The sequence below is a fragment of the Nocardiopsis kunsanensis DSM 44524 genome (genome assembly GCF_000340965.1).
Classification (GTDB): domain Bacteria; phylum Actinomycetota; class Actinomycetes; order Streptosporangiales; family Streptosporangiaceae; genus Nocardiopsis; species Nocardiopsis kunsanensis.
This window is the reverse complement of record NZ_ANAY01000013.1, coordinates 71,923-96,563: the sequence shown is the minus strand read 5'-3', so window position 1 is coordinate 96,563 and position 24,641 is coordinate 71,923. Positions and strand designations below refer to the sequence as shown.

Annotated in this window: 21 protein-coding genes and 2 pseudogenes; 19 read left to right on the top strand and 4 right to left on the bottom strand. The window is 70.1% G+C overall.

The genetic code is table 11. The features are described from left to right. Positions 1-162: 162 nt before the first annotated feature. The 3 genes and pseudogenes from D456_RS0110955 to D456_RS0110940 form a co-directional block, all read right to left on the bottom strand. A complete protein-coding gene (locus D456_RS0110955; protein ID WP_017576224.1) occupies positions 163-852 on the bottom strand; it encodes a TetR/AcrR family transcriptional regulator in 690 nt (229 codons plus the stop codon). Positions 853-927: 75 nt separating this feature from the next. Next, positions 928-1,990 (bottom strand): annotated as a pseudogene (locus D456_RS28025) (ATP-binding cassette domain-containing protein). Positions 1,991-2,252: 262 nt separating this feature from the next. Continuing rightward, complete coding sequence (locus D456_RS0110940; RefSeq protein WP_017576222.1) at positions 2,253-4,880, bottom strand: S8 family serine peptidase; 2,628 nt, start codon at positions 4,878-4,880, stop codon at positions 2,253-2,255. 494 nt (positions 4,881-5,374) lie between these two features. Between D456_RS0110940 and D456_RS0110935 the strand changes: the two genes are divergently transcribed. The 18 genes from D456_RS0110935 to D456_RS0110850 all read left to right on the top strand — a co-directional run bounded on the left by D456_RS0110935 (position 5,375) and on the right by D456_RS0110850 (position 22,767). Then, a complete protein-coding gene (locus D456_RS0110935; protein WP_017576221.1) occupies positions 5,375-6,373 on the top strand; it encodes an ABC transporter substrate-binding protein in 999 nt (332 codons plus the stop codon). A gap of 1 nt (position 6,374) precedes the next feature. Next, positions 6,375-7,409: a FecCD family ABC transporter permease gene (locus D456_RS0110930; protein ID WP_017576220.1), complete on the top strand. Its 1,035-nt coding sequence runs from the start codon at positions 6,375-6,377 to the stop codon at positions 7,407-7,409. A 66-nt stretch (positions 7,410-7,475) separates the two neighbouring features. Continuing rightward, positions 7,476-8,672, top strand: a complete 1,197-nt coding sequence (ftsY, locus tag D456_RS0110925) for a signal recognition particle-docking protein FtsY (RefSeq protein WP_017576219.1) — start codon at positions 7,476-7,478, stop codon at positions 8,670-8,672. A 326-nt stretch (positions 8,673-8,998) separates the two neighbouring features. Next, positions 8,999-10,330, top strand: coding sequence for an ammonium transporter (locus D456_RS0110920; RefSeq protein WP_017576218.1), 1,332 nt, complete (start codon positions 8,999-9,001; stop codon positions 10,328-10,330). A gap of 378 nt (positions 10,331-10,708) precedes the next feature. Beyond that, on the top strand, positions 10,709-11,920 hold the full coding sequence (locus tag D456_RS0110915; RefSeq protein ID WP_026115760.1) for a hypothetical protein: 1,212 nt from the start codon (positions 10,709-10,711) through the stop codon (positions 11,918-11,920). Between the two features lie 183 nt (positions 11,921-12,103). Next, on the top strand, positions 12,104-13,711 hold the full coding sequence (ffh, locus tag D456_RS0110910) for a signal recognition particle protein (protein WP_017576216.1): 1,608 nt from the start codon (positions 12,104-12,106) through the stop codon (positions 13,709-13,711). Positions 13,712-13,950: 239 nt separating this feature from the next. Continuing rightward, complete coding sequence (gene rpsP / locus D456_RS0110905; protein WP_017576215.1) at positions 13,951-14,409, top strand: 30S ribosomal protein S16; 459 nt, start codon at positions 13,951-13,953, stop codon at positions 14,407-14,409. Position 14,410: 1 nt separating this feature from the next. After that, complete coding sequence (locus D456_RS0110900; RefSeq protein ID WP_017576214.1) at positions 14,411-14,653, top strand: RNA-binding protein; 243 nt, start codon at positions 14,411-14,413, stop codon at positions 14,651-14,653. Between the two features lie 129 nt (positions 14,654-14,782). Continuing rightward, positions 14,783-15,301, top strand: coding sequence for a ribosome maturation factor RimM (gene rimM / locus D456_RS0110895; protein ID WP_017576213.1), 519 nt, complete (start codon positions 14,783-14,785; stop codon positions 15,299-15,301). Positions 15,302-15,344: 43 nt separating this feature from the next. Next, on the top strand, positions 15,345-16,124 hold the full coding sequence (gene trmD / locus D456_RS0110890; protein ID WP_017576212.1) for a tRNA (guanosine(37)-N1)-methyltransferase TrmD: 780 nt from the start codon (positions 15,345-15,347) through the stop codon (positions 16,122-16,124). A 174-nt stretch (positions 16,125-16,298) separates the two neighbouring features. After that, positions 16,299-16,658, top strand: a complete 360-nt coding sequence (gene rplS / locus D456_RS0110885; protein ID WP_017576211.1) for a 50S ribosomal protein L19 — start codon at positions 16,299-16,301, stop codon at positions 16,656-16,658. Positions 16,659-16,726: 68 nt separating this feature from the next. Next, entirely contained in the window at positions 16,727-17,623 is an 897-nt protein-coding gene (gene lepB / locus D456_RS0110880) for a signal peptidase I (protein WP_017576210.1), read from the top strand. Positions 17,624-17,832: 209 nt separating this feature from the next. After that, positions 17,833-18,171 (top strand): DUF2469 domain-containing protein, encoded by a 339-nt coding sequence (locus D456_RS0110875; protein WP_017576209.1) that lies wholly within the window; start codon positions 17,833-17,835, stop codon positions 18,169-18,171. A gap of 144 nt (positions 18,172-18,315) precedes the next feature. After that, positions 18,316-18,684, top strand: coding sequence for a YraN family protein (locus D456_RS0110870; protein ID WP_017576208.1), 369 nt, complete (start codon positions 18,316-18,318; stop codon positions 18,682-18,684). Then, on the top strand, positions 18,681-20,198 hold the full coding sequence (locus D456_RS0110865) for a YifB family Mg chelatase-like AAA ATPase (protein ID WP_017576207.1): 1,518 nt from the start codon (positions 18,681-18,683) through the stop codon (positions 20,196-20,198). Before D456_RS0110870 ends, D456_RS0110865 begins: the two co-directional genes overlap by 4 nt. 17 nt (positions 20,199-20,215) lie before the next feature. Continuing rightward, positions 20,216-21,358 (top strand): DNA-processing protein DprA, encoded by a 1,143-nt coding sequence (dprA, locus tag D456_RS0110860; RefSeq protein ID WP_017576206.1) that lies wholly within the window; start codon positions 20,216-20,218, stop codon positions 21,356-21,358. Positions 21,359-21,535: 177 nt separating this feature from the next. Next, positions 21,536-21,889 carry a RidA family protein gene (locus tag D456_RS0110855; protein WP_017576205.1) on the top strand — a complete coding sequence of 118 codons (354 nt, stop codon included), beginning with the start codon at positions 21,536-21,538 and terminating at the stop codon, positions 21,887-21,889. Continuing rightward, positions 21,886-22,767: a tyrosine recombinase XerC gene (locus D456_RS0110850; protein WP_017576204.1), complete on the top strand. Its 882-nt coding sequence runs from the start codon at positions 21,886-21,888 to the stop codon at positions 22,765-22,767. Before D456_RS0110855 ends, D456_RS0110850 begins: the two co-directional genes overlap by 4 nt. Before the next feature lie 165 nt (positions 22,768-22,932). Here the strand turns inward: D456_RS0110850 and D456_RS25595 are convergent. After that, positions 22,933-23,361, bottom strand: a pseudogene (locus D456_RS25595) (M23 family metallopeptidase); the annotation flags it as partial. A 262-nt stretch (positions 23,362-23,623) separates the two neighbouring features. On the opposite strand from D456_RS25595, the gene rpsB reads away from it, so the two are divergent. Beyond that, positions 23,624-24,562, top strand: coding sequence for a 30S ribosomal protein S2 (rpsB, locus tag D456_RS0110845; protein ID WP_017576203.1), 939 nt, complete (start codon positions 23,624-23,626; stop codon positions 24,560-24,562). The last annotated feature ends 79 nt before the right edge of the window (positions 24,563-24,641 follow it).

Here is a 24,641-nt window from a genome sequence, read left to right as displayed (position 1 = left end):
AAGTGGATGCCTCCAACGCTAACGAACATGTTCGTGACGAACAAGTTCGTCCAAGGTGTGCGCCGTGTGTCCCTCGTCTCGCGGGGCGAAGGGAGTGCAAGGACAGAGCGGCAGCCGGGTCCGGACGGGTCCTCGGTCCCGTCCTCCGAGGCCGCCCCGGGGTCAGGGCGTGGGGCGCGGTGTCTGCAGGATGCCGTTCAGGAGCATGTGGATCCGCCACGTCCGACGCGTGCGCGGGGTCCCCGACAGCAGCTCGGAACCGAGCGCGGCGACGTGGGGGGACTCGGCCTCGGACGTGCCCTCCACCGCGGTGGTGAGCTCGCTCCACTCCTGTTCGGACCGGGGGGAGCTGTCCCGCGCCGCGTGCTCGGCCGCGCTGGCCGTGGCCACCTGGAGCAGCACGTCCACACCCCAGGCCGCCTGGCCGCCCGGCACCCCGCCCTGTTCGAGCAGCGACAGCAGGGTCTCCAGGAGCTTCAGGTAATTGGGGCCCGAGGGGCGGGCGACCAGTGCCGCCTGGGCGAGACTCGGGTGCTGGTGGAGGAGATCGGTGTAGGAAGTGAGAACGGTGTCGATCTGCTCGCGCCAGTCCCCGCCGGAGGCGGCCGGTTCCAGGTCGACCTCGCCCATCAGTTCGTCGAGGATCGCCCCGTGCAGTTCGGCGGTGTTCGAGACGTAGACGTACAGCGAGGCCGGTCCGGTGTCCAGCTCCTTGGCCAGGCGCCGCATCGTGACCCGCTGCAACCCCTCGGCCCGCATGATGCGGACCGCCTCCGAGATGATTCCGGCACGGGTCAGAGCCGGCTTGGCCGGGCGCTCGCGGCGGCTGGAGGGCTGGGATCGCGCAGTCATGCCACGAGCTTACCGAACGTGTTCGTGGCCGCCCCTGCCCCGAGTGCGTCGTCCACACCGGGAAAGGGGCAGCGGTCAGCCGATGAAGCCTTCCTGCCGCAGGAAGTACAGGGCGGCCTCGTCCGCGCTGAGGCCGTCGATATCCACCATCCCGTTGAGGGAGATGACGGTCTCCTCGTCGAGCGCCTCACCCAGCTCCGGGTGTGCCTCTGCGGTCTCGTGGTGCACTGTGATCGCCGCGAGCTGGGTCGTGGAGTAGACGTCGGTGTCCTCGTCGACCTGCAGGTCCATCGACTTCAGCCGCGCGTCGGTCGTGAAGACCTCCGCGAAGTTGCAGGGGTCGGCCTTGGCGACGTTGACGTAGTTCGATGCCAGTGACATCCGGTAGACGTCGGCGGCGTTGAACCGGGCATCGTAGTAGTCCTGGAACGCCTCCCACTGGCGGTCCATGAACTCGGCGTCGCCGCAGCACGTGGCCTCGTCCGGGTGCTCGTGCACGAAGTCGGACAACTCGTCCAGGGAATCGACCACCCCGGCAGGACCGGAGGCGCCGTCGGCGCGGGCGACCCCGTACTGGTCACCGAACGAGGCGGGGCCGACCCACTCGATGCCGTTCTCGGCTGTGCGCTCGTTCTGCAGGGCCGCGCGGGTGAGGGGGGCGATCGCGCCGAAGGACTCGTCCATGAGCAGCACGGGAGGGTCCGGCCGCGAGCGCGCGGGACACGCTCACACGCTGCTGCTGGCCGCCGGAGAGCTGCTTGGGGTAACGCCCGCGGTACTCGGCCGGGTCGGGGCCGACCGTGGTCAGGAGCTCGTCAACGCGGGCGCGGATACGCTCGGCGTCCCACTTCAGGAGCTCGGGAACGGTCGTGATGTTCTCGGCGACGGTGCGGTGGGGGAACAGGCCGGTCTGCTGGATCGCGTACCCGATACCGCGCCGCAGCTCGTCGGGGTCCGTGCCGGTGACGTCGGCGCCGTTCAGCAGGATGCGCCCCGAAGCGGGTTCGATGAGCCGGTTGATCAGCTTCATCGTGGTGGTCTTGCCGCACCCGGAAGGGCCCACGAACACGACGAACTCGCCCTCGGGGGTGTCCAGGGTGAGGGCGTCCACTGTCCGCGGTGCATTCGAGAGTCCCATCAGCCAGCCCGGGAGGACCGGGGCGAAGGGCCGTGGCCGTGATCATGGTGGTCTCCGCGCGCGTTCGGCCGCAGCAAAAGGCCCGGGGCCGTCGTGACGGCCCCGGGCGCGGTGTGAACTGCGTAAAGGCACAGGGGCAGATGGTTGTGCGCGTGTGTAACAGCCGCACACAACATCCACTGTGACTGTGGCAACAGTTGTGTTGAACGTGTCCGGGGACCGCCCCTCGGGACGGTCCCCGTGTGCGGAGGATCCGGTCGGATCAGCCGCGGTCGATGGTGACGACCGGCGAGGTCCAGGTCTCCCAGTGGTCCTCGTTCCCCGGATCGCCGAGCGCCTTCAGCGCACGCAGCTCCAGGCGGTACTCGCCGTCGTCCACGTCGGTGACCCGGCCGTGGGAGTCCACGACCGTGCCGTCCCACGGGTAGCTGAAGTACGCCCCGGGGGAGGCGCTGCGGTTCACGCGGTCCACTTGCAGGGCCACGTTGCGGTCGGGGTGGACCGGGCGTCCGGTCCGCTCGTCGATCACGACCATGCGCATCTCGGTGGTGTGGTGCGAGAAGTGCACGAGGAAGTAGGGCATGTCCGGCATCCCGTCATCCCAGGCCATCGTGAAGTCCCGGTCCTCCGGGCCCTGGTCGAAGACCGCGCTCGGGTCGACGCAGTCCAGCCCGTCGAAGTTCGCGCACTCGGTGACGCGGGCCAACGACGGCGTCTCCCCGTCCACGGGCAGTGCGTCGATCTCCTGGTAGTTGCCGTTGTAAGCGGCGTAGGGCACCCGGTACACCTCGCCCGCCCCGTCGTCGACGGTGAGGTACCCGCCGTAGATCATCTGCTCGAAATCACGGGCGGGCGGGGCGACGGTGACCTCGATCTCGGCCGAGGACCCCGGCTGCACGGTGACCTCCTCATCGGAGAAGCCCACCTGTGCGGCCGCGTCGTTGAACGAGGGCGCGAAGGTGTCGCCGTGGGTACCCACGGCCTCCTCGTGTCCGAGCGTGTAGGTCCTCTCGGTCTCGCCGTCGTTGGTGACGGTGACCGTCTCGGTGACGGTGTCCTCGGTCGCGCCCAGGGAGAGCTTGCCGGGTGCCACGGTGGTTCCGGCCCTGATCGAACCGGGCAGGTCGAGCATGCCCGCGCCCTGGCGGTGGACGTTGTCGATCAGCTCGGAGCCGGGGGAGCCCCACCACTCCTTGGGGTCGGCGCTGTTCTGCAGTACCGAGCGGATCTCGTGCGGGTCCAGGTCGGGGCGGGCCTCCAACAGCAGGGCCACGCCGCCGGCCACGTGCGGTGCCGACATCGAGGTACCGCTGAGTGTGGCGTACTCGCCCATCGCCATCGGGTACGTGGAATTGATCAGGCCGCCCGGGGCGCCCAGGTCGGGCTTGAGCGCCAGGTCGGGGGCGAGGCCGAAGGAACTGAACGAGCTGATGGTGCCACCGGTCGGGTTGGGTGTCTGCACCTGCTCCTCGGTCCACTCCAGGGTCGGCGCCTCCCCGGCCTCGATGAGGTCGGTCAGGTGTGCACCGGCCTCGTCGGAGATCCCGATCGAGGGCACGCCCAGGTCGGGCAGACCGCCGCCGGAGAACATGCCGGGCACGTTGTTGTACATGACCACAGCGGTGGCTCCGGCCTCCACGGCGGCTTCGTACTTGGCGCCGAACTCGCAGGTGCCGCGGACCACGAGGGCGGTCCTGCCCTCGGGGTCGTCCTGGAGTTCGTCGCCCTCGGCCAGGCAGGCCCGGCCCACGTCCACGATTTCGTCGGTCTCACCCGAGGTCGGGGGCTCGGGGGCGGAGTCCATCCCCATGTACGGGACGGACTCGCCGCTGGGCCGGGCCAGGGCGGTCGCGGTCCCGATGTGGGTGTTGTCGAAGGCGGCCACGCCGATGACGTTCTCGCCCAGGCCGGGCGCGCCGGCCGAGTACAGGCCGGTGTCACCGGAGTTGCCGATGGAGGCGACCACACTCACGCCCTGGTCGACGAGGTTGTCGGCGCCCACGGCGGTCGGGTACTGCGGCCAGGAGTGCGCCGAACCGATGCTCATGTTCAGCACGTCCATGTCGTCCTCGAGGGAGGCTTCCATGGCGGCCAGCATGATGTCGGCGTTGGTGGAGCCGTCGCACCCGAACACCTTGTACGCGCCGAGTTCCGCCTCTGGGGCCACACCCGTGACCTCGCCCTCGGCACCGATGATGCCGGCCACGTGGGTGCCGTGGCCGTTGCAGTCCTGGGGGTCCTCGTCGGGCCGGGGCACGTCCGAACCCGGTTCGCCCGCGTTGTAGTCGTCGCCCACGAAGTCGTGGCCGGCCACCACACGGTCGTTGGGGAACTCGCCGCCGCCCAGGTCCGGGTGGGTGTAGTCCACCCCGGTGTCCATGACGGCCACACGCAACCCCTCACCGCTGAGGCCGAGCTCGTTCTGTGCGATGTCGGACCCGGTCATGGGCAGCGCGGTGTCCATGTCGGGTTCGCTGTCGTCGACCTCGGGGATCTCGTAGCGCAGTACCGGATGTACGGCCTTCACCCCCGGGATCTGCCGGGCCGAGCCGACCTGGGCCTCCTCCATCTCCACCGAGAGGCCGTTCCACAGGTCGTCGAAGGCGTGGCGTTCTTCGTAGTCCAGGCCGTGGCCGGCGGCCTCGGCCCGGAACTGTTCGTGCTCGCCCTCGACCGTGGCCGTCGCGGTGCCCTCAGACGTCGGGGGGCTCTCCAGTTCGACGAACCACAGGCCCTCGGCCTGGTGCACCGGTTCACCGTTCCCGGAGGGCGGCAGCGGGTGGAGGGGGGCGAGCTCCGAGCTCTGGTCGGCCTGGGCCGGGGACGCCACGAGCAGGCTCGCGACGAGAGACAGCCCGGCCACCTGCGCCAGGCGTGAGCGCTGTACCACCTTGACAACACATCCCTTCTCGGTGCGCGCCTCAGGACACCGGGGGAGTGGGCAGCCCCCAACAGGGATCATGTTGTGCATGCGCTGGGGGATGTGCCGAAATGTGTCCGTATCGGTTGTTCGGCGCGCACAGCTACGTGATCATTGCGTTGTGAGGGAGATGTGTCAATGCTCATAGGGCACCGCTCCGGCCGACCCGCACGGTAACGGCCTCCCCGATGCCGCTCTGAGGTGCCGCGAGAGTACAGTGGCGTAGCTGGGTCGACAGTGCGTGACATATCGGCCCGAACGGCACCGAACGAGCGAAGTCCGGTCAGGGGACCACCCGCACACACGGTCCCAACCCGGCGCTGTCCCGCAACTGTGAGGCCCCTTCGGAACGAGGGGGACGAGCCAGGTCGCCTCGCCGGTGCCGACGTCCCCGTCCTCGTGGGAAGGACAGGCCGTCTGGTGAACCGGGCCGTGCTCCTTCCCACTGGTATGCAAGGAGCATCGTGCGTACAGCACGCAGACTGCCCGCAGTACTGCTCGGCGCCACCCTCGTCCTGACGGCCTGCGGAACCGGCGACAGCGCCACCGACGACGAGACCCGGGACGAGGCGGCCGACCTCGCCTGCGCTCCTCCCGAGCCCGACCCGGACCGTCCCGAGGTCGGTGACGGGGTCTTCCCCGTCACCGTCGAGGACGACGACGGCGGGGTCGAGATCGAGTCCCAGCCCGAGCGCATCGTCTCCCTCTCACCCACCCACACCGAGATGCTGTTCGCCATCGACGCCGGCGACCAGGTCGAGGCGGTCGACGAGTACTCCTACTACCCGGAGGAAGCGCCCGTCACCGACCTGAGCGGCTATGAGCCCAGCGTCGAGGCGATCACCGAGTACGACCCCGACCTCGTGGTCCTCGGCAGCGAACACGTCGACCTCGCCGCTCAGCTCGACTCGGTCGACGTGCCCTCCGTGCTCCTGAACGCGGCGTCCGACCTCGAAGGGACCTACGCCCAGCTCCGCCTGCTCGGTGACGCCACCGGACAGACCGAGGCCGCCGACGCCGAGGCCGACCGCGTCGAGTCCGAGATCACCTCGACCGTCGAGGACGTGTGTGCCGAGCTCGGCGACACCGAACCGCTCAGCGTCTACCACGAACTCGACGACAGCCTCTACGCGGCGACCTCCGAGACCTTCATCGGCCAGATCTACTCGATGTTCGGCCTGACCAACATCGCCGACGATGCCGACGACGGCAGCGCGGGCGGATACCCGAAACTGTCCGCCGAGTACGTCGTGGAGGAGGACGCCGACCTGATCTTCCTCGCCTACGGCGACGAGAACGCCGTCGAGGAACTCGAGCAACGCCCCGCCTTCGACACCGTCACCGCCGTGTCCGACGGCGCCGTCCACACACTCGACCCCGACATCTCCTCCCGCTGGGGGCCGCGCGTGGTCGAACTGACCGAGGACATCGGCGACGCCGTCCTGGAACAGTCGGGGGCCTGACATGAAGGGTGGTGTCGGTTTTCCCACGAAGTGGTTCCTGGGAGGGCTCGCCCTGCTCGTGGCCGCGGTCCTGCTCGGCGTCAGCGCCGGAGCGGCCTCGGTCTCGGCCGCCGACATCGCCCGGCACGTGCTCAGCCTCCTCCCGTTCGGCACGGAGTCCACGCTCACCGAACGGGAGGAGGCCCTGCTCCTCGAACTGCGTCTGCCGCGCGTGGTCATGGGCCTGCTCGTGGGTGCCCTGCTCGCCACCGCCGGCGGCGCCTACCAAGGGGTGTTCCGGAACCCGCTCGCCGACCCGTTCCTGCTGGGCGCGGCGGCCGGTGCGGGCCTGGGGGCGACCGTGGTCATGGTCTTCGGCGGTGAGTGGTTCGACGCCCCGCGCACGATGGTGCCCGTGGCCGCCTTCGTCGGTGCGCTCGTGGGCGTGTTCTCCGCCTACCTGCTGGGTTCGACCGCCGGGGGAGGCGGTACCGCGTCGCTCCTGTTGGCGGGTGTGGCGGTCTCCTCGTTCCTGTCGGCCGCCCAGACCCTGGCCCAACAGATGGGGATCGACCAGCTCCAGCAGATCTACTCCTGGCTGCTCGGAAGCCTGGGCCGCGGCGGTTGGCAGGACGTGCAGCTCGTACTGCCCTACGCGGTGGTCGGCCTCGTGTCCCTCTTGGCCTGCGGCCACCTGCTCGACATGCTCGCGCTCGGCGACGACAAGGCCGTCAGCCTGGGCCTGAACCCGACACTGGTACGGGTCGCCGTCATCTTCGCCGCCTCTTTGGCCACCGCAGCCGCCGTCTCGGTCAGCGGGCTCATCGGGTTCGTCGGCATCGTCGTGCCCCACATCGTGCGCCGCCTGGTGGGCTCCAACTACCGCATGATCCTGCCCGTCACCGTCATCATGGGCGGTGCCTTCATGGTCCTGGTCGACATCGCCGCACGCACCCTCGTGGCCCCTGCCGAACTGCCCATCGGTGTGGTCACCGCCTTCCTGGGCGCGCCCTTCTTCGTGCTCGTCCTCCGCGCGACCCGACACCGGGCCACCTGAGTCCGGTCCGCCCGGCGGGCCTGTGTGGTGCGAAGGCGCCCGGCACTCTGAAAGACTGTCCGAGCTATGGACATCACCTTGCTCGCAGCCATCGCCATCGTCGTCGTGCTCCTCGCCGTCGGCGGATTCTTCCTGGTCAGGACCCAACGCTCGGTCACTCCGGGCAAGGACGAGACCAAGCCCGAGGTCACCGGAGGAACCACGACAGCGCCTCCCGAGGAGGACCGGGAACGCGACGAGGGCACCGTCGCCACCCCGCCCTCGCAGGCGCCGCCCGCGCCCGCGGAGACCGTGGAGGAACCGGAGGCCGAACCGGCCCCCGAACTCGAGACGCCTCCGCCGTCGGCCGGACGCATGGTGCGTCTGCGACAGCGGCTGGCCCGGTCCCAGAACTCCCTGGGCCAGGGGCTGCTCAACCTCCTCTCCTCCGACTCCCTGACCGAGGACACCTGGGAGGAGATCGAGGACACTCTCATCACCGCCGACATCGGCGTGACGTCGGCGACCCAGATCGTGGAGAACCTGCGCACACGCGTCAAGGTGCTGGGCACCCGCGGCCCCGACGAGGTGCGCGGACTCCTGCGGGAGGAACTGCTCGACCAGATCGGCGCCGACACCGACCGCACCGTGCGTACCGAACCGCACGGCGACCGCCCGGCGGTGATCATGGTCGTGGGGGTCAACGGCACCGGCAAGACCACCACCAGCGGCAAGCTCGCCCGGGTCCTGATCGGTGACGGCCGCAGCGTCGTGCTCGGCGCGGCCGACACCTTCCGCGCCGCCGCCACGGAACAGCTCCAGACCTGGGGCGGCCGTGTGGGCGCACCGGTCGTGAGCAAGGAGGAGGGGGCCGACCCGGCCAGCGTCGCCTTCGACACGGTCGAGCGCGGTGCCCAGGAGGGCGCCGACACCGTCATCATCGACACCGCCGGCCGCCTGCACACCAAGACCGGGCTCATGGACGAGCTCGGCAAGGTCAAACGGGTCGTGGAGAAGAAGTCCCAGGTCGACGAGGTCCTGCTGGTGTTGGACGCCACGACCGGCCAGAACGGTCTGCGCCAGGCGCGGGTCTTCGCCGAGGTCGTCAACATCACCGGTATCGCTCTGACCAAACTGGACGGGACCGCCAAGGGCGGCATCATCGTCCAGGTCCAGCGGGAACTGGGTGTGCCGGTCAAGCTCGTGGGCCTGGGAGAGGGCCCCGACGACCTGGCCCCCTTCGACCCCGAGGTCTTCGTCGACGCCCTCCTCACCCAGGAGTAGAGGGCGCCGGGGCCCCGGCCCCGGGAAACACGGGCGCGCGGCCGGACACGGGCCCGCGCCGTACGGCCGAGGAGCGCAACGAGAGGCCGCCGTCCACGCGAGGGCGGCCTCTTTGGGCGCGGGGCCGGTCACGTCCGTGTGCAGTACCTGCGTTCATCACCTCTTAACGGCCCGGCCCGTTCTTTTACTCAGGGGCAACACACCGGGTGCGGACCGGAAACACCCCGGGTGGACGGTGGTCCCGTGGTGATCGCATCGGGCCCGATGACGCGCCTGCTGAGCGGCTCACCGACGACCCCGACTGTCCGCCCACTGGAGGCGACGAGATGATTGACACCGGCAATACCGCGTGGCTGTTGATGAGCGCCGCGCTGGTGATGCTCATGACACCGGGCCTGGCGTTCTTCTACGGCGGCATGTCCCGCGCCAAGAGTGTGCTGAACATGATGCTGATGAGCTTCGGCTCCATCGCCGTCGTCAGTGTGCTCTGGGTGGCTGTGGGCCACTCCCTCACCTACGCACCCGGCCACGGGCCGCTCGAGCTCTTCATCGGCGGCTTCGACTACGTCGGCCTGAGCAGCATCATCACCGAGGTCGACGAGGAGGGCGGTTACCCGCTCCTGGTCGACGCAGGTTTCCAGATGATGTTCGCGGTGATTACCGTCGCGCTCATCAGCGGAGCGATCGCCGACCGTGCCAAGTTCGGAGCCTGGCTGCTCTTCGTTCCCGTCTGGGCGCTGATGGTCTACTTCCCCGTCGCCCACTGGGTCTGGGGGGAGGGCTGGATCGCCCGCCTGCACGAGTTCACCGGCCTGCCCGAGGTCATCGACTTCGCCGGCGGTACCGCGGTCCACATCACCGCCGGTGCCGCCGCCCTGGCCCTGGTCATCGTGCTCGGACGCCGCAAAGGCTTCGGGTCGGGGCCGATGCGTCCCCACAATCTCCCGTTCGTGCTCCTGGGCGCTGCCCTGCTGTGGTTCGGCTGGTTCGGTTTCAACGGCGGCTCTGCCTACGGCGCCAACGAGGAAGCTGCTCTGGCCCTGGTCAACACCCAGGCCGCCACCGCCGCTGCGACAGCCGCGTGGATGCTCGTCGAGCGCTTGCGCGACGGTAAGGTCAGCGCGCTCGGGTTCGCCTCCGGAGCCATCGCCGGCCTGGTCTCCGTCACCCCCGCGGCCGCCAACGTCACCCCGATCGGCGCGACCGCCGTCGGCGCGCTCTCCGGCGCGGTCTGCGCCTACGCGATCAGCTGGAAGTTCAAGTTCAAGTACGACGACGCCCTTGACGTCGTCGGCATTCACATGGTCGGCGGCCTCGTCGGCTGCCTCGCCCTGGGTTTCCTGGCCAGCTCCGCCGTCCCGGGCGAGGGCGCGGTCGGGCTGGCCTTCGGCGGCGGTGCCGGCCTGCTCGTCGCCCAGGCCGTCTCGGTCCTCGCTGTGATGTCCTACACCTTCGTGGTCACATGGGGCCTCGCCAAGGTCGTCGACCTCATCATCGGCTTCCGTATCGCCGAGGAGGTCGAGACCAACGGCCTCGACCACGAGCTACACGCAGAGTCGGCCTATGCCTTCGACGAGTTGGACGGATCCGAGCCAGAAGCGGTCTCCCCGTCGACGCCTCCGGGCGGGGAGACGGTCCCGTCGCGGACCGGGACCTGAGCCTCAACGGAGAGGTGCAGGGGCCGGCCAGGAGAAGCGGCGGGACGCATCAGGGGCCGGTGGGAGCAGGAGCTTCCACCGGCCCCGTTCTTGCCCGGGGCCGGATCCGGCCGACGGGAACCCCGGTACCGTTCGTTCGATACCCTTTCTGTTCGGTGAGGCGTAGGGCCTCCCTCCCGGACGGTCCCCCCACGGCTCCGGTGGCGGACGGTCCCGGCCACGCACGCACCCGGAAGACGAGGCGCAGGAAACTGCAACCGCGGGCTCCGCGTCGGCATCAGATCTCATGGACGGGCGGGCACACTGCTGTCTCGCTGCCCACCCCACCACTCACGCTCATTCGTACAGTGCCCCACGGAAGCGGGGACAGGAGGCAACATGGCGCCGGTTAGTCACAGCAGGAGTCGCAGGAGCGGGCGGTGGCTGCTCGCAGCGACGAGCGCTGTCGCCATGCTCGGCTTGGCCGGGTGCTCGATCGACCTGAGCCACCTGGCCCCGGGGGGTGACGAGGAGGACGAGCCCACCGCCGAGGAGTCCGAGCCGGTCCCCGCGGAACCGCTCCTGGAGAGCGCACTGGCCGACCTGGCCGGATACCCGGCGCTGACCGCCGACGGTCAGATCGCAGAGAGCGTCGGGGCCGACGTGCAGGACGTCTCGCTCACCGTCGCCGACGGCGGAGCGGCCAGCGGGACCCTGCGGCTCAACGAGGCCGAGGCCGAGGTCGCCCAGGCCGACGAGAAGCTCTACGTCAAGGCCGCCGAGAGCTTCTGGCTCGACAAGGGGGTCTTCGGACCGGACTTCGACGACTTCGAGGACAACTGGGTGCGCTCCAACGTCACCCAAGTGGGCGTCAACCCCGCTTCCTCGCTGACCCCGCCGGCCCTGTCCCAGATCATCGAGGGCATCGGCCTCGAGTCCGATGAGGCCGAGGAGGAGAACCTCGACGGCGACCTCACCCACAAGATCGACCTGGCCGGCGAGCGCAACCAACTCTGGGTCGACGCCGAGACCGAGCAGATCAAGCGCATCGAGATCGAGGAACTGACCCCCGAGGGCGCCGATACCGGCCCGCAGGTGCGCCTGGACCTGGCCGAGGCCGACGAGGCGGCCGTCAACGAGCTCTACGACGGTCTGGTCACCACCGCCGAGGACGAACTCACCGGTTCCCGCGATGCCCGCGTGGAGGTCGGCTGGTCCGGTGCGCCCGAGATGGACTGCGAGGCCGGTCCGCTGTGCACCTGGACCGGAACCGTCCACGACGCCGGCGGCGACGGGGTCGGGAACGTGGCCGTCCGCATGGACGTGACCTTCACCAACGACGAGATCGGTGAGCAGGAGTGCGACGACAGCGGCACACTCGAGGCCGGGAGCGGTCTCGAACTGTCCTGCGAGGTCAACTACAACATCGTCAGCGAGACCGAACAGTCCTACGAGATCAATGGTGAGGCCCAGTTGGTCACCCGTGGCCTGACCGGCGGCCAGCAGGAGGAGATGCTCGCCGCTCTCGACGAGCAGCGCGAGGCCACCCTCAACGGCGGTGCCGAGGAGACCGAGGGCGCCGGTGACGAGGACGCCGACCAGGAGGACTGAGCTGCCCTCCACGCGCGCCCGCGGGCACGCCCGGGTGAGAGCACGCCGGCGGCCCCGTGTACCGGGCACGGGGCCGCCGGCGTGTGAAAGATGCCGTACCGTCCGCCGTCTCAGTATTCTGGAGGGTGGCTTCGGACGGGTAGGCTGGGAAATCAATTCCGAGACGAAGGACTGGCCAAACTCGTGTTCGAGACGCTTTCCGACCGGCTGACATCGGTCTTCTCCTCGCTGCGCGGCAAGGGGCGGCTGTCCGAGGAGGACATCAACGCGACCTCGCGCGAGATCCGTCTCGCGCTGCTGGAGGCGGACGTCGCTCTGCCGGTGGTCCGCGAATTCATCGCCCGGATCAAGGAGCGTGCCCGCGGAGAAGAGGTCTCCAAGGCACTCAACCCGGCCCAGCAGGTCATCAAGATCGTCAACGAGGAACTGGTCGAGATCCTCGGTGGCGAGACGCGGCAGATCCGGTTCGCCAAGAAGCCGCCGACGGTGATCATGCTCGCGGGCCTCCAGGGCGCCGGCAAGACCACTCTGGCGGGCAAGCTCGCCCGCTGGTTGTCGGCCGAGCGCAACACCCCGCTCCTGGTCGCCGCCGACCTCCAGCGCCCCAACGCCGTCACCCAGCTACAGGTGGTCGGTGAGCGTGCGAGCACACCCGTGTTCGCCCCGGAGCCCGGTAACGGTGTGGGCGACCCCGTCGAGGTCGCCCGGGCCTCCATCGAGCACGCCCGGCACAACAACCACAACGTGGTCGTCATCGACACCGCCGGCCGTCTCGGTGTCGACTCCGAGATGATGCAGCAGGCCGCCAACATCCGTGACGCGGTCTCGCCCGACGAGATCCTCTTCGTCGTCGACGCGATGATCGGTCAGGACGCGGTCAACACCGCGCAGGCCTTCCTCGACGGTGTCGGCTACGACGCGGTGGCGCTCACCAAGCTCGACGGCGACGCCCGCGGCGGTGCGGCGCTGTCGATCCGCCACATCACCGGTCGTCCCATCATGTTCGCCTCCACCGGCGAGAAGCTCGACGACTTCGACCTCTTCCACCCTGACCGGATGGCCTCGCGCATCCTGGACATGGGTGATGTGCTCACACTCATCGAACAGGCGCAGCGCACGTTCGACGAGTCCGAGGTCGAGAAGATGGCCTCGACCATGGCCTCGGACGACGACTTCACGCTGGACGACTTCCTCCAGCAGATGTCGATGGTCCGCAAACTCGGCCCCATCGGGAACCTGCTCGGGATGATGCCCGGCATGGGGCAGATGCGCGAGCAGATCGAGGGCATCGACGACAAGGACATCGACCGTATCCAGGCGGTCATCCAGTCGATGACCCCGGCCGAGCGTGCCAATCCCAAGATCATCAACGGTTCGCGCCGCCTGCGGATCGCCAAGGGTTCCGGCCGCGAGGTCAGTGACGTCAACGGTCTGGTCACCCGTTTCTTCGAGGCGCAGAAGATGATGCGCAAGATGAAGAAGGGCGGCGGGATGGACGGCATGCCCGGAATGCCGGGGATGCCGGGTGGTGGCGGTGGTGGTGCCGCCAAGAAGAAACAGAAGAAGAAGGACAAGAAGGGCAAGCAGCGCAGCGGCAACCCCATGAAGGCACGCCAGCAGGAAGCCGAGCGGGAGGCCGAGCGCAAGCGCCGCCAGGAAGAGGGCGGCGGCCAGCAGATGCCCGACCTGCCCCCGGGACTGGGCGGCGGTGGCTCCGGTCAGCTGCCCCCGGGGCTGGGTGGTTCGAACATGCCGGACCTCTCGAACTTCAAACTCCCGAAGAACAAGTAGCACACACGGGCCGGCCGGAAATCCGACCGGCCCGTCGCCGTTTCCGGCGTTGTGACACGGACGCGCCGCCGACCTGGCGAAGGAAGTCGTCGACGTCTGGCACAATGAGGAGTCGACTAACGGTGGACGGGCCGACCCTCTAATCTTGTTCGCCACCCACGTCATGTCCGATCGGATGCCGTGCCCCACGCGGCCCTCGGTCGGGCGCTCAACACCGTATTCGGGAGAAGACCACTCCAGTGGCTGTCAAACTGAAGCTCAAGCGTATGGGTAAGATCCGTACGCCCCAGTACCGTGTCATCGTCGCCTCCGCCCGCAACAAGCGCGACGGCAAGGCGATCGAGGAGATCGGCACGTACCACCCGAAGGAGCACCCGAGCTTCATCGAGATCAACTCGGAGCGTGCTCAGTACTGGCTGTCGGTGGGCGCTCAGCCCACCGACCCGGTGAAGGCTCTCCTTCGCAAGACGGGTGACTGGCAGAAGTTCAAGGGCCTGCCCGCCCCGGCGCCGCTCCAGGTGCCGGAGAAGGCCGACCCCGAGGCCAAGGAGGCCGAGTTCCAGGCCGCGCTGAAGGAGCTCGTGCTCCCCGGCCAGGAGAAGTCCACCAAGGCCAAGAAGACCGTGAAGAAGGCTGACAAGGCGGCCGACGAGCCCGCCGAGGACGCCGAGGCCAAGAAGTCCGAGGGCGAGGCCTGACGTGCTGGAAGAGGCGCTTGAGCACCTCGTGAAGGGGATCGTTGCGAACTCCGACGACGTCCAGGTGAGAACCAAGAGGCTCCGCAAGGGCAAGGTTCTCGAGGTCCGGGTCCACCCGGACGACCTGGGCAAGGTCATCGGCCGCAACGGCCGGACCGCCAGGGCGCTGCGGACCGTGATCGGTTCACTCGCCGGCGGCCGCCATGTACGCGTTGATCTGCTGGACCTGCACGAGGTGCGCTGAAGTGCCTCAGGGGGCGCCGACCGGGAAGGTCGGCGCCCCACAGTCGTGCCCGGGGCCCCGCTGAGGCGGACCCCGGGCGCTGTCATCCCGGACCCCGCACGGTCCGGGCCCACGGAAGGAAAGAACCCCATGCGTCTCGTCGTCGGCCGGATCGGCCGTGCTCACGGTATCCGCGGTGAGGTCACCGTGGAGGTGCGCACCGACGACCCGGGCGCACGGTTCGCCGACGGTTCGGCTCTGCTCACCGACCCCGCAGCCACCGGACCGCTCACCGTCACCTCCACCCGCAACCACAGCGGGCGCATGCTCGTGCGTTTCGAGGGGGTACGCGACCGCGACGCCGCCGAGGCGCTGCGCGGCACCGTCCTGTTGGTCGACTCGGCCGACGTCGCCTCCCTGAGCGACCCCGACGAATTCCACGACCACGAACTCGTCGGGCTGGCCGTGCACACCACCGACGGTGAACGGGTCGGTGAGGTCGCCGACGTGCTCCACCACGCCCAGGACGTACTGGTCGTGGGGCGTGCCGACGGCGAGGAGGTCCTCGTCCCGTTCGTGGGGCCGCTCGTGCCCGAGGTCGACGTGGACGCCGGCCGCCTGGTCATCGAGCCCCCACCCGGCCTGCTCGACCTCGACCAGGCCGAGTGACCGGCACCGCCGAGCCCATACCACCGGAGCGAACGAGCACGCCGTGCGTATCGACATCATCAGTATCTTCCCCGACTACTTCGCGCCCCTGGAGCTGTCCCTGATCGGCAAGGCCCGTGCCGCCGGCCTGCTCGACATGCAGGTGCACGACCTGCGGGCCTGGACCTACGACCGGCACAGCACCGTCGACGACACCCCTTACGGCGGCGGCCCGGGCATGGTCATGAAACCCGGCCCCTGGGGCGAGGCCCTCGACGAGGTCGTGGGCGATCGTCCAGCACGCCTGATCGTGCCCAGCCCCAGTGGCCGCCCCTTCCGCCAGGCGGACGCCGAGCGGCTCGCCGAGCAGGAACACCTGGTCTTCGGGTGCGGGCGCTACGAGGGTATCGACTCACGTGTGGCCGAGGAGGCCGCCCGCCGGATGCCCGTCGAGGAGATCAGCATCGGCGACTACGTCCTCAACGGGGGGGAGTCGGCCACCCTGGTCATGGTGGAGGCCGTCACACGCCTGCTGCCCGGGGTGCTCGGCAACCGCGAGTCCCACGTGCAGGACTCCTTCGCCTCCGGTGGGATGGAGCACCTCGTCGAAGGCCCCGTCTACACCAAACCCGCCGAGTGGCGCGGCCACGAGGTCCCGCCGGTGCTGCTTTCCGGCAACCACGGCGCCGTCGACCGCTGGCGCCGCGACCAGGCCCTGCGCAAGACCCTGCGCAACCGGCCCGAACTCCTGGAATCGGCGCCGGAGGAGACCTTCGACGCCCGTGACCGGGAGGTCCTCGCAGAACGGTCCGTTCTGGACGACGGAGAACATGTGGCAAACTAGACGGGATCCCCCCTGGTGGCCAGTGGCATCCGCATGCCGGCGGTCCGACGTCGGCCTCTGTGTCGGCCACCCGGGGTTCCGACAGTTCAGACCCATGTGTCAGGGCCTCGCCCGCGCACCCCTTCCTGCTGACCGCGGGGACAGGACGCGGCGCGCTATCAATGAGGATTTCAGATGCACACCGCCATTCAGGAGCTGGAGAAGGCCCAGCTGCGCACCGACGTCCCGGACTTCCGTCCCGGTGACACGCTCGCCGTCCACGTCCGCGTGACGGAGGGCACCCGCACACGTGCCCAGGTTTTCAAGGGCGTAGTCATCGCCCGCCAGGGTTCGGCCAACCGTGAGACCTTCACCATCCGCAAGGTCAGCTACGGCGTCGGCGTGGAGCGGGTCTTCCCGATCCACACCCCGGCGGTCGAGAAGTACGAGGTCGTCGCCCGCGGTCGCGTGCGCCGCGCCAAGCTGTACTACCTGCGCCACCTGCGCGGCAAGGCCGCTCGTATCCGCGAGCGCCGCGAGCCCGCCAAGTCGTAGGCTCCGTTCGGATCCGTCGGTGACGAAAGCCACCACTGCCGTCGAAGAACGGATAGGCTTTCGCACTGATGACCAACGACGACAGGGATCTCGGCTCGGACGGGTTCCCCGAGGAGAACCCGGGCCGACCGGGCCCGAAGGAGCACGGCTCCGCCCCTGGCTCCCGCGTACCCGACGGGCACACGGGAGCCAGAGGTGTCTCCGGGGGCGATGGCACGGACCCTGCGGAGCCGGAGGAGAGGGCGGAGGAGACGGTGAGCAAGTCCGACAGCGCAGCGAAGAAAAAGGGTTCGGGTTCCTTCTGGAAGGAACTGCCGATCCTCATCGTGGTCGCCCTGGTTCTGGCGTTCGTCATCCGCACCTTTGTGATGCAGGCGTTCTACATCCCCTCCACATCCATGGAGAACACCCTCCTCGTCGGTGACCGGGTGCTGGTCAACAAGGTCGTCTACGAGATGCGCGACATCGAACGCGGAGAGGTCGTGGTCTTCGACGGCGAAGGTTCCTGGGACGACCCCAACTCCGTGAACGTCTCCGAACCCGCCAACCCCGTGGCACGGGGTTTCCAGTGGGTGCAGCAGCAGCTCGGGATGGCCCCCACCGGCAAGGAGTACATCAAGCGGGTCATCGGCCTGCCCGGAGACACCGTCGAGTGCTGCGACGAACAGAACCGCATCGTCGTCAACGGCGTCCCGCTCGACGAGGACGAGTACCTCTACCCCGGCAGTGTCGAGAGCCACACCGAGTTCGGCCCCATCGAACTGGGCGACGACCAGCTCTGGCTCATGGGCGACCACCGCTCGATCTCCTACGACTCCCGCATGAACCAGAACAACCCCGGGGGCGGTGCCGTGCCCGTCGACCACGTCGTCGGCCGCGCGTTCGTCATCATCTGGCCCTTCGGACAAATGGGCGGACTCGGTGTCCCGCCCGCGTTCGACGAGGTCGAGGCCGCCGCGGGGTGACCGCCGCACGCAGGTCCGGGTGCGGGAACGAGGACCGCAGTGAGGCTGGTCTCAGGGCTCCCCGCCCTGGGGATTCTCGGGTACGGTGACCGATCCGGTGAAGGAAATCTGTGCTCCGGGGGACGCGGGGCCGACCCGTGAAGCATGATGGTCCCCGGAGGAACCGAGCACACCAAGACCGGAGAGTGCTGACGAAAGCGAGCGCGCACATGAGTTCTGAGGACTTGGAGAAGTACGAAGCCGAGATGGAGCTCCAGCTCTATCGCGAGTACCGGGACGTCGTCGGACTGTTCAGCTATGTCGTGGAGACCGAGCGCCGGTTCTACCTCACCAACCACGTGGACCTCCAGCCGCGTTCGACCGAGAACGGGGAGATGTACTTCGAGGTCGCGATGGAGGACGCCTGGGTCTGGGACATGTACCGGCCCGCCAGATTCGTCCGCAACGTGCGCGTGGTGACGTTCAAGGACGTCAACGTCGAGGAGATCACCAAGTCCGACCTGGAACTGCCGCCCACCGACCCCGCCGGTTCCGGCCCCGACACCTGATACGCCGACCCCGCGGGGCCGGCCTCTCAACGGTCCTGATGCACGGGACGGCGAACACGGACAGCCACCGCCGTCCACAGAAGAAAAGAGCCTCTGGCGGTACCACCTCCGATCACCCACCGTGGTGATCGGAGGTGGTCGCCGATGGATCCGAGGGCCGAGCACCGGCGCGACGTGGGCGTCCGGGGAGAGGACCTGGCCGCCCGGCACCTGAGCCGCGAAGGCATGCGGGTGCTGGCACGCAACCGGTGGAGCCGGGAGGGCGAGGTCGACCTGCTCGCCCGGGACGGGCCGATGCTGGTCGTGGTCGAGGTCAAGACCCGCACCTCACTGGTGCGCGGTCACCCCGCGCTCGCCGTCACCGAAGGCAAACGCCGCCGTCTCCGCCGTCTGGCGCGCTACTGGGCGCCCCGGTACGGCGTCCCCGCCGCCCGGACCCGCGTCGACACCGTGTCCGTGCTCCTCCTGGGCGGCCGGGTCTTCGTCTCCCACGAACGGGGGACGGCCCGATGAGTTTCGCCCGCACCCACTGCCTGGCCCTGGTCGGGGTCCGCGGCCACGTCGTGGAGGTCGAGGCAGACCTCGGCGGCGCAGGTGAGAACTCCGTGACCCTCGTCGGCCTGCCCGACGCCGCTCTGCGCGAGGCCCGAGACCGGATCCGGGCCGCCCTCGTCAACAGCGGGGAGCGCTGGCCCACCGGAACCGTGGTGGTCAGCCTGTCCCCGGCGAGCCTGCCCAAGTCCGGGAGCCTGTTCGACCTGGCCATCGCCGGAGCGCTCCTCGCCGCCATGGGCGACGTACCGCTCGACCGCCTCACCGACACCGTGCTCATCGGCGAACTCGGCCTCGACGGCCGCGCCCGGCCCGTACGCGGGGTACTGCCCGCCGTCGTCGCAGCGGCCGAGCAGGGGTTCAAACGTTTTGTGGTCGCCCCCGGCAACCTCGCCGAGGCCGGCCTGGTACCCGACGTCGACGTCGTGGGTGTCACCGACCTCGCCGACCTGTGCCGCTGGATGCGCGGGGGAGAACCCGCCTGCCCGGTACCGGAGACCACCGGGCCCGAGCCGAGTGGGCACGGGCCCGATCTCGCCGACGTGCTCGGCCAACCCGTCGCACGCCGCGCCGTGGAGATCGCCGCCGCGGGAGGACACAACTTCCTCATGCTCGGCTCTCCCGGGACCGGGAAAAGTCTGCTCGCCGAACGCCTCCCCACCGTGCTGCCGCGCCTGGGGCCGACCGAGTCGCTGGAGGCCACCGCGATCCACTCCGTTGCCGGGACACTGCCCCCCGACGCACCCCTGATCTCCCTCCCGCCGTTCGCCGCGCCCCACCACACCTCGACCCGCGCGTCGATCATCGGGGGCGGCAGCGGGCACGTGGCGCCCGGATGCGCCTCCAAGGCCCACCACGGGGTGCTGTTCGTCGACGAGGCGCCGCAGTTCGGGCGCGGGGTACTGGATTCCCTGAGAGAGCCCCTCGAACGCGGCGAGGTCGTGCTCGCGCGTGCGGCCTCCACCGTGACCTTCCCCGCCCGGTTCCAACTCGTGATGGCCGCCAACCCCTGCCCGTGCGCCAGGCCCGGACCGCTGTGCACCTGCCCGGCCGGAGAACGCCGCCGTTACTTCTCCCGGATCTCCGGGCCGCTCCTGGACCGCATCGACCTCAAGGTGGAGCTGCAACCCGTGACCCGTGCCGAGCTGCTCGCCGACCGGTCCTTCGCCGAACCCTCCGAAGTGGTCGCCGACCGGGTGCGTGCCGCCCGGGACCGGGCCGGTGAGCGCTTGGCCGGGACCCCGTGGCGCACCAACGCCGCCGTGCCCGGCACGCGCCTGCGGCGCGAGTTCCCGGTGGAGCCCGAGGCCCTGCGGGTCCTGGGCCGGGCCATGGACCTGGGGCAGATCAGCGCGCGGGGCGTGGACCGTGCCCTGCGTGTGGCATGGACCCTGGCCGACCTCGCCGGGCGGGACCGCCCCGGCGAGGAGGAGGCCGCGTACGCGTTCGCGCTCTGGTCCGGACGCGCATGGTGAACCGGGAGGTGGCAAGGGTGAACGAGAGGGACGACCAGGTCCGGGCCCGGGCGTGTCTGACGGCGGTGGCCGAGCCGGGCAACACGTGGCTGGCGGAGCTGCTCGACCGGCACGGGGCCGCCCGCGTGTGGACGGCTCTGGCCGGAGGGCAGGCGCCGCCGGGCACCGGCCCGGTGAACGCCGACGCTGGCCCCGAGACCCACCGGGCGATGGAACGCACCTGGAAGCAGTGGCGCGCCCGGGCCGAACGTGTGGACCCCGACGGGCTGCTCGGCGCCTCCGCGGAGAGGGGCGTGCGTTTCGTGGCCCCCGGCGACCCCGAGTGGCCCGGGCGCCTGGACGGACTCGACCCCGGGCCCTACGGACTGTGGGTGCGCGGCGGCGGTGACCTGCGCAACCTGTGCCTGCGTTCCGTGGCCCTCGTGGGGGCCAGGGCCGCGACGTCCTACGGCGAACACGTCGCCTCGGAGATGGCCTGCACCCTGGGCGAGCACTCGGTCGTGACCGTGTCCGGCGGCGCCTACGGCATCGACGGGGCCGCGCACCGCGCGGCACACGCGGTCGGCGCCACCGTGGTCGTGCTCGCCTGCGGACTCGACGTGGACTACCCGCGCGGGCATGCCGCGCTCTTCGCAGACGTGGCCCGGCGCGGGGTACTGGTGAGTGAACGCCCCCTCGGTGCCACACCCCGGGCCCGGGACTTCCTCGTCCGCAACCGGCTCATCGCCGCCCTGACCCCCGGAACCGTCGTCGTGGAGGCCGGACGGCGCAGCGGGGCGCTCAACACCGCCACGCACGCCACCTCCATGGGCCGCTCCGTCATGGCCGTCCCCGGACCGGTGACCTCGGCCCTGTCCGTGGGGTGCCATGCGCTCCTGCGGGACCACGGGGCGCTCTGTGTGACCGGAGCGGCGGACGTGCTCGAGTACCTGGCGGGCGAGGCCGGACCCGAGCCCTCCGGCCCGGTACGGGTCGAGGCCGACCTGTCCCCGGAGACCGAACGTGTACTGGCGGCCGTACCCCGCACCGGCGCAGGAACCGCCTCCATCGCCCTCGAGTGCGGAGGTGATCTGGAGGGCACCATGCGAGCGCTCGGCGTGCTCGCCGCCGCGGGGCTCGTGGAACGCTGCGCCGCCGGTTGGCGCCCCACGCGCACGTGAGGTCCGCCCGCCCTGTGCGAGCCACGCCGGCCGCCGGCTGCTCCCGGAAGCCCGGCTGAGCGCTGTCGGCCCTCGCGGAAGCACCGACATCCCGCCTTCCCGGCGGCGCGGGGCGCGTCGCTCCTCCGCAGACCCCGGAAGGGATAGAGCCGCCCCGTGCGCGGGTACGTTGCGGCCATGGCCAAACCGTACAGTGACGCCTTGGTGGCCCCCGGGCCGCTGCTCTTCCTCTCCGGTCAGTTCCCCGTCTCCTCCGACGGCGAGGTGCCCGGCGACGTCGCGGGCCAGACCAGGCAGGTCTTCACCAACATGGAACGACTCCTCGCCGGCCACGGCGCCGACCTCGGCGACCTGGTCAAGATCACCTACTACCTGCGCCACATCACCGACCTCGACGAATTCCGCTCGGCGCTGTCGGACTGCCTGCCGAAGGGCCATCGGCCCGCCGGGACCCTGGTGGAGGTCAGCGGTCTCGTCGACCCCCGTTACCTGGTGCAGGTCGAGGGCATCGCGAGCTTGGGGGAGCGATGACCGTGCTCGGCCGGTTCCGTACCCACCTCACACACGAGCTCGGACGGTCCCCGCACACGGTCCGCGGCTACCTGGCCGACCTGCGCGCGCTGCTCGCCCACCTGGACGAGACCGGCCATGAGCTCGCCGAACTCGACGTCCCCCTCGTGCGCGCCTGGCTCTCGCGCGCACGGGAGGCGGGCGCGAGCCGCTCGACCCTGGCCCGCCGGGTCGCCGCCGTACGCGCCTTCACCCGGTTCCTGCACCGCGAGGGGACCCTGGACTCGGACCCCGGCCCCCGGCTGTCGGCCCCCGCGCAGCAGCGCGCACTGCCGACGGTGCTCGACGAGCGCCAGGCCGCCGACGCCCTTTCCCACACCGACGGGACCGGGGAGGGGCCCGTCCCGGTGCGCCGCCGCGCGGTCGTGGAACTCCTCTACGCCGGTGGGATCCGGGTAGCGGAACTGTGCGCGCTCGACGTGGCCGACCTCGACCGTGCGCGTGGGACCGTGCGGGTCATCGGCAAGGGGGACAAGGAACGAAGCGTGCCGGTCGGTGCTCCTGCTCTCGATGCCCTCGACGCCTGGTTGACCGGGGCGCGCACGGAGTTGCTCACCCGAGCCTCCGGCAACGCCCTCTTCCTGGGAGCGCGCGGCGGACGCCTGGGTGTGCGCCAGGCACGGGAGGACGTGCACGCCCACCTGCGTGCCGCCGGCGTCGACGGAGCCCCGCACGATCTGCGGCACAGCGCGGCCACGCACCTGCTCAACGGGGGAGCGGACCTGCGGACGGTACAGGAGTTCCTGGGCCACGCCAGTCCCCGCAGTACGCAGGTGTACACCCACGTGTCGGTGGACCGCCTGCGTGCCACTTACCAGCAGGCTCATCCGCGGGCCTGAACACCTTTCGCCGGCACCGGCGCTCCCCCTGCGCCGCCGGCCCCGTGCCTCCGGAACCCGGCGGGGACCGGCGCTGCCGCCGACCACCGGACCGCTCCGTCCCGGGACCGGTGACGGAAGCAGCCGCACCGGTCCGTGACCCAACGGGCCGAGCGGGTCCAGGTAGGTCGATCCCCGCAACAGACCGAGGTGCAGGCACGGCCGGGAGGGGCAGTGCGCGGGCTCCGCGGCCAGGGTCCCCAGCTCGTCGCCCGCACGCACCGCATCGCCCCGCGTCACCGAGGCGCGCACCGGCAGATAGGTGGTGCGCAGCTCGCCGTGTGCCACTGAGACGACCGGCACACCGGCGACCGTCCCGATGAAGTGCACCACTCCGTCCGCGGACGCCAGCACGGGTTGGTCCACGTCAGCTGCCAGGTCGGCGCCCAGGTGGCCCGCGAGCCATCTCTGTTCCGGTGGGTCGAAGCCCCGCAGCACGTCGGGGCGGGGGTTCAGGGGCCACTGCCACGGGGTGTCCGCGGCGGCGGTTCGGATCGGGAAAAAGGGGAACAGCAGGATCGAGAAGGTCAGTAGCCAGCGGGTGAGAAGGCCCATGTGTCAAGGGTCTGCCGGAAGGTGGTGGTCCGCCAGAGGGGCCCCGGATCTGTGGACGGCCACGGATGGGTCCTGGGTGTTCCCGACGGAGGATAGAATCATCTGTGGCCCTTGAGGCCAACCACATCACGCACGTCCACGAGCTTCCCCACGGGGAGGGGCCGGACCTACGGTCCACACCGCGAGAGCGGGTGGCGGTACGGCCGGGGCGTCAGGCACAACCGAAGGCGGGGGAGCCCCGCCACCGCAGGAAGGACAGGTCATGGCCACAGTCGTGACGATCCGCCAGCTCCTGGAGAGCGGCGTCCACTTCGGGCACCAGACCCGCCGTTGGAACCCGAAGATGAAGCGCTTCATCTTCACCGAGCGCAACGGCATCTACATCATCGACCTCCAGAAGTCGCTGTCCTACATCGACCGCGCCTACGAGTTCGTCAAGCAGACGGTTGCCCACGGTGGCACCATCCTGTTCGTCGGGACCAAGAAGCAGGCGCAGGAGGCCATCGACGAGCAGGCCCGCCGCGTCGGCATGCCCTACGTCAACCAGCGTTGGCTGGGCGGCATGCTCACGAACTTCTCCACCGTCCACAAGCGGCTGCAGCGCCTGAAGGAGCTGGAGGAGATCGACTTCGACGACGTCGCCGGCTCCACGCTCACCAAGAAGGAGCTGCTCAACCTCCGCCGCGAGAAGGAGAAGCTCGAGCGCACCCTCGGCGGTATCCGCGACATGGCCCGCGTGCCCAGCGCCGTGTGGATCGTGGACACCAAGAAGGAGCACATCGCGATCAGCGAGGCTCGCAAGCTCAACATCCCGGTCGTGGCGATCCTGGACACCAACTGCGACCCGGACGAGGTCGACTACCCGATCCCGGGTAACGACGACGCCATCCGCAGTGTCAGCCTGCTGACCCGCGTGGTCGCCGACTCCGTCGCCGACGGCCTGCTGGTCCGCTCGGGTGCCTCCGCCGAGGGCGCGAGCGAGCAGAAGGCCGACGAGGAGCCGCTGGCCGAGTGGGAGCGCGAGCTCCTGGAGGGCAAGGAGGCCGCCGCCGAGGCAGCTCCGGAGGAGACCCCGACGGTCGCCCCGGCCGACGAGGTCGCCGCCGAGGCTCCGGCCGAGCCCTCGGCCGCCGACTCCCCCGTGGACGCGCCCGAGCAGGCGCCGGAGGGCGACGCCGCCGAGAAGGCTTCCGAAGCCTAGCCCGGGCGAGCGACCGAACGGTTTCGCCGCCGCCCCGCCCTCACCGGGCGGGGCGGCCCCCGGGGCTGGTGCACCGCCC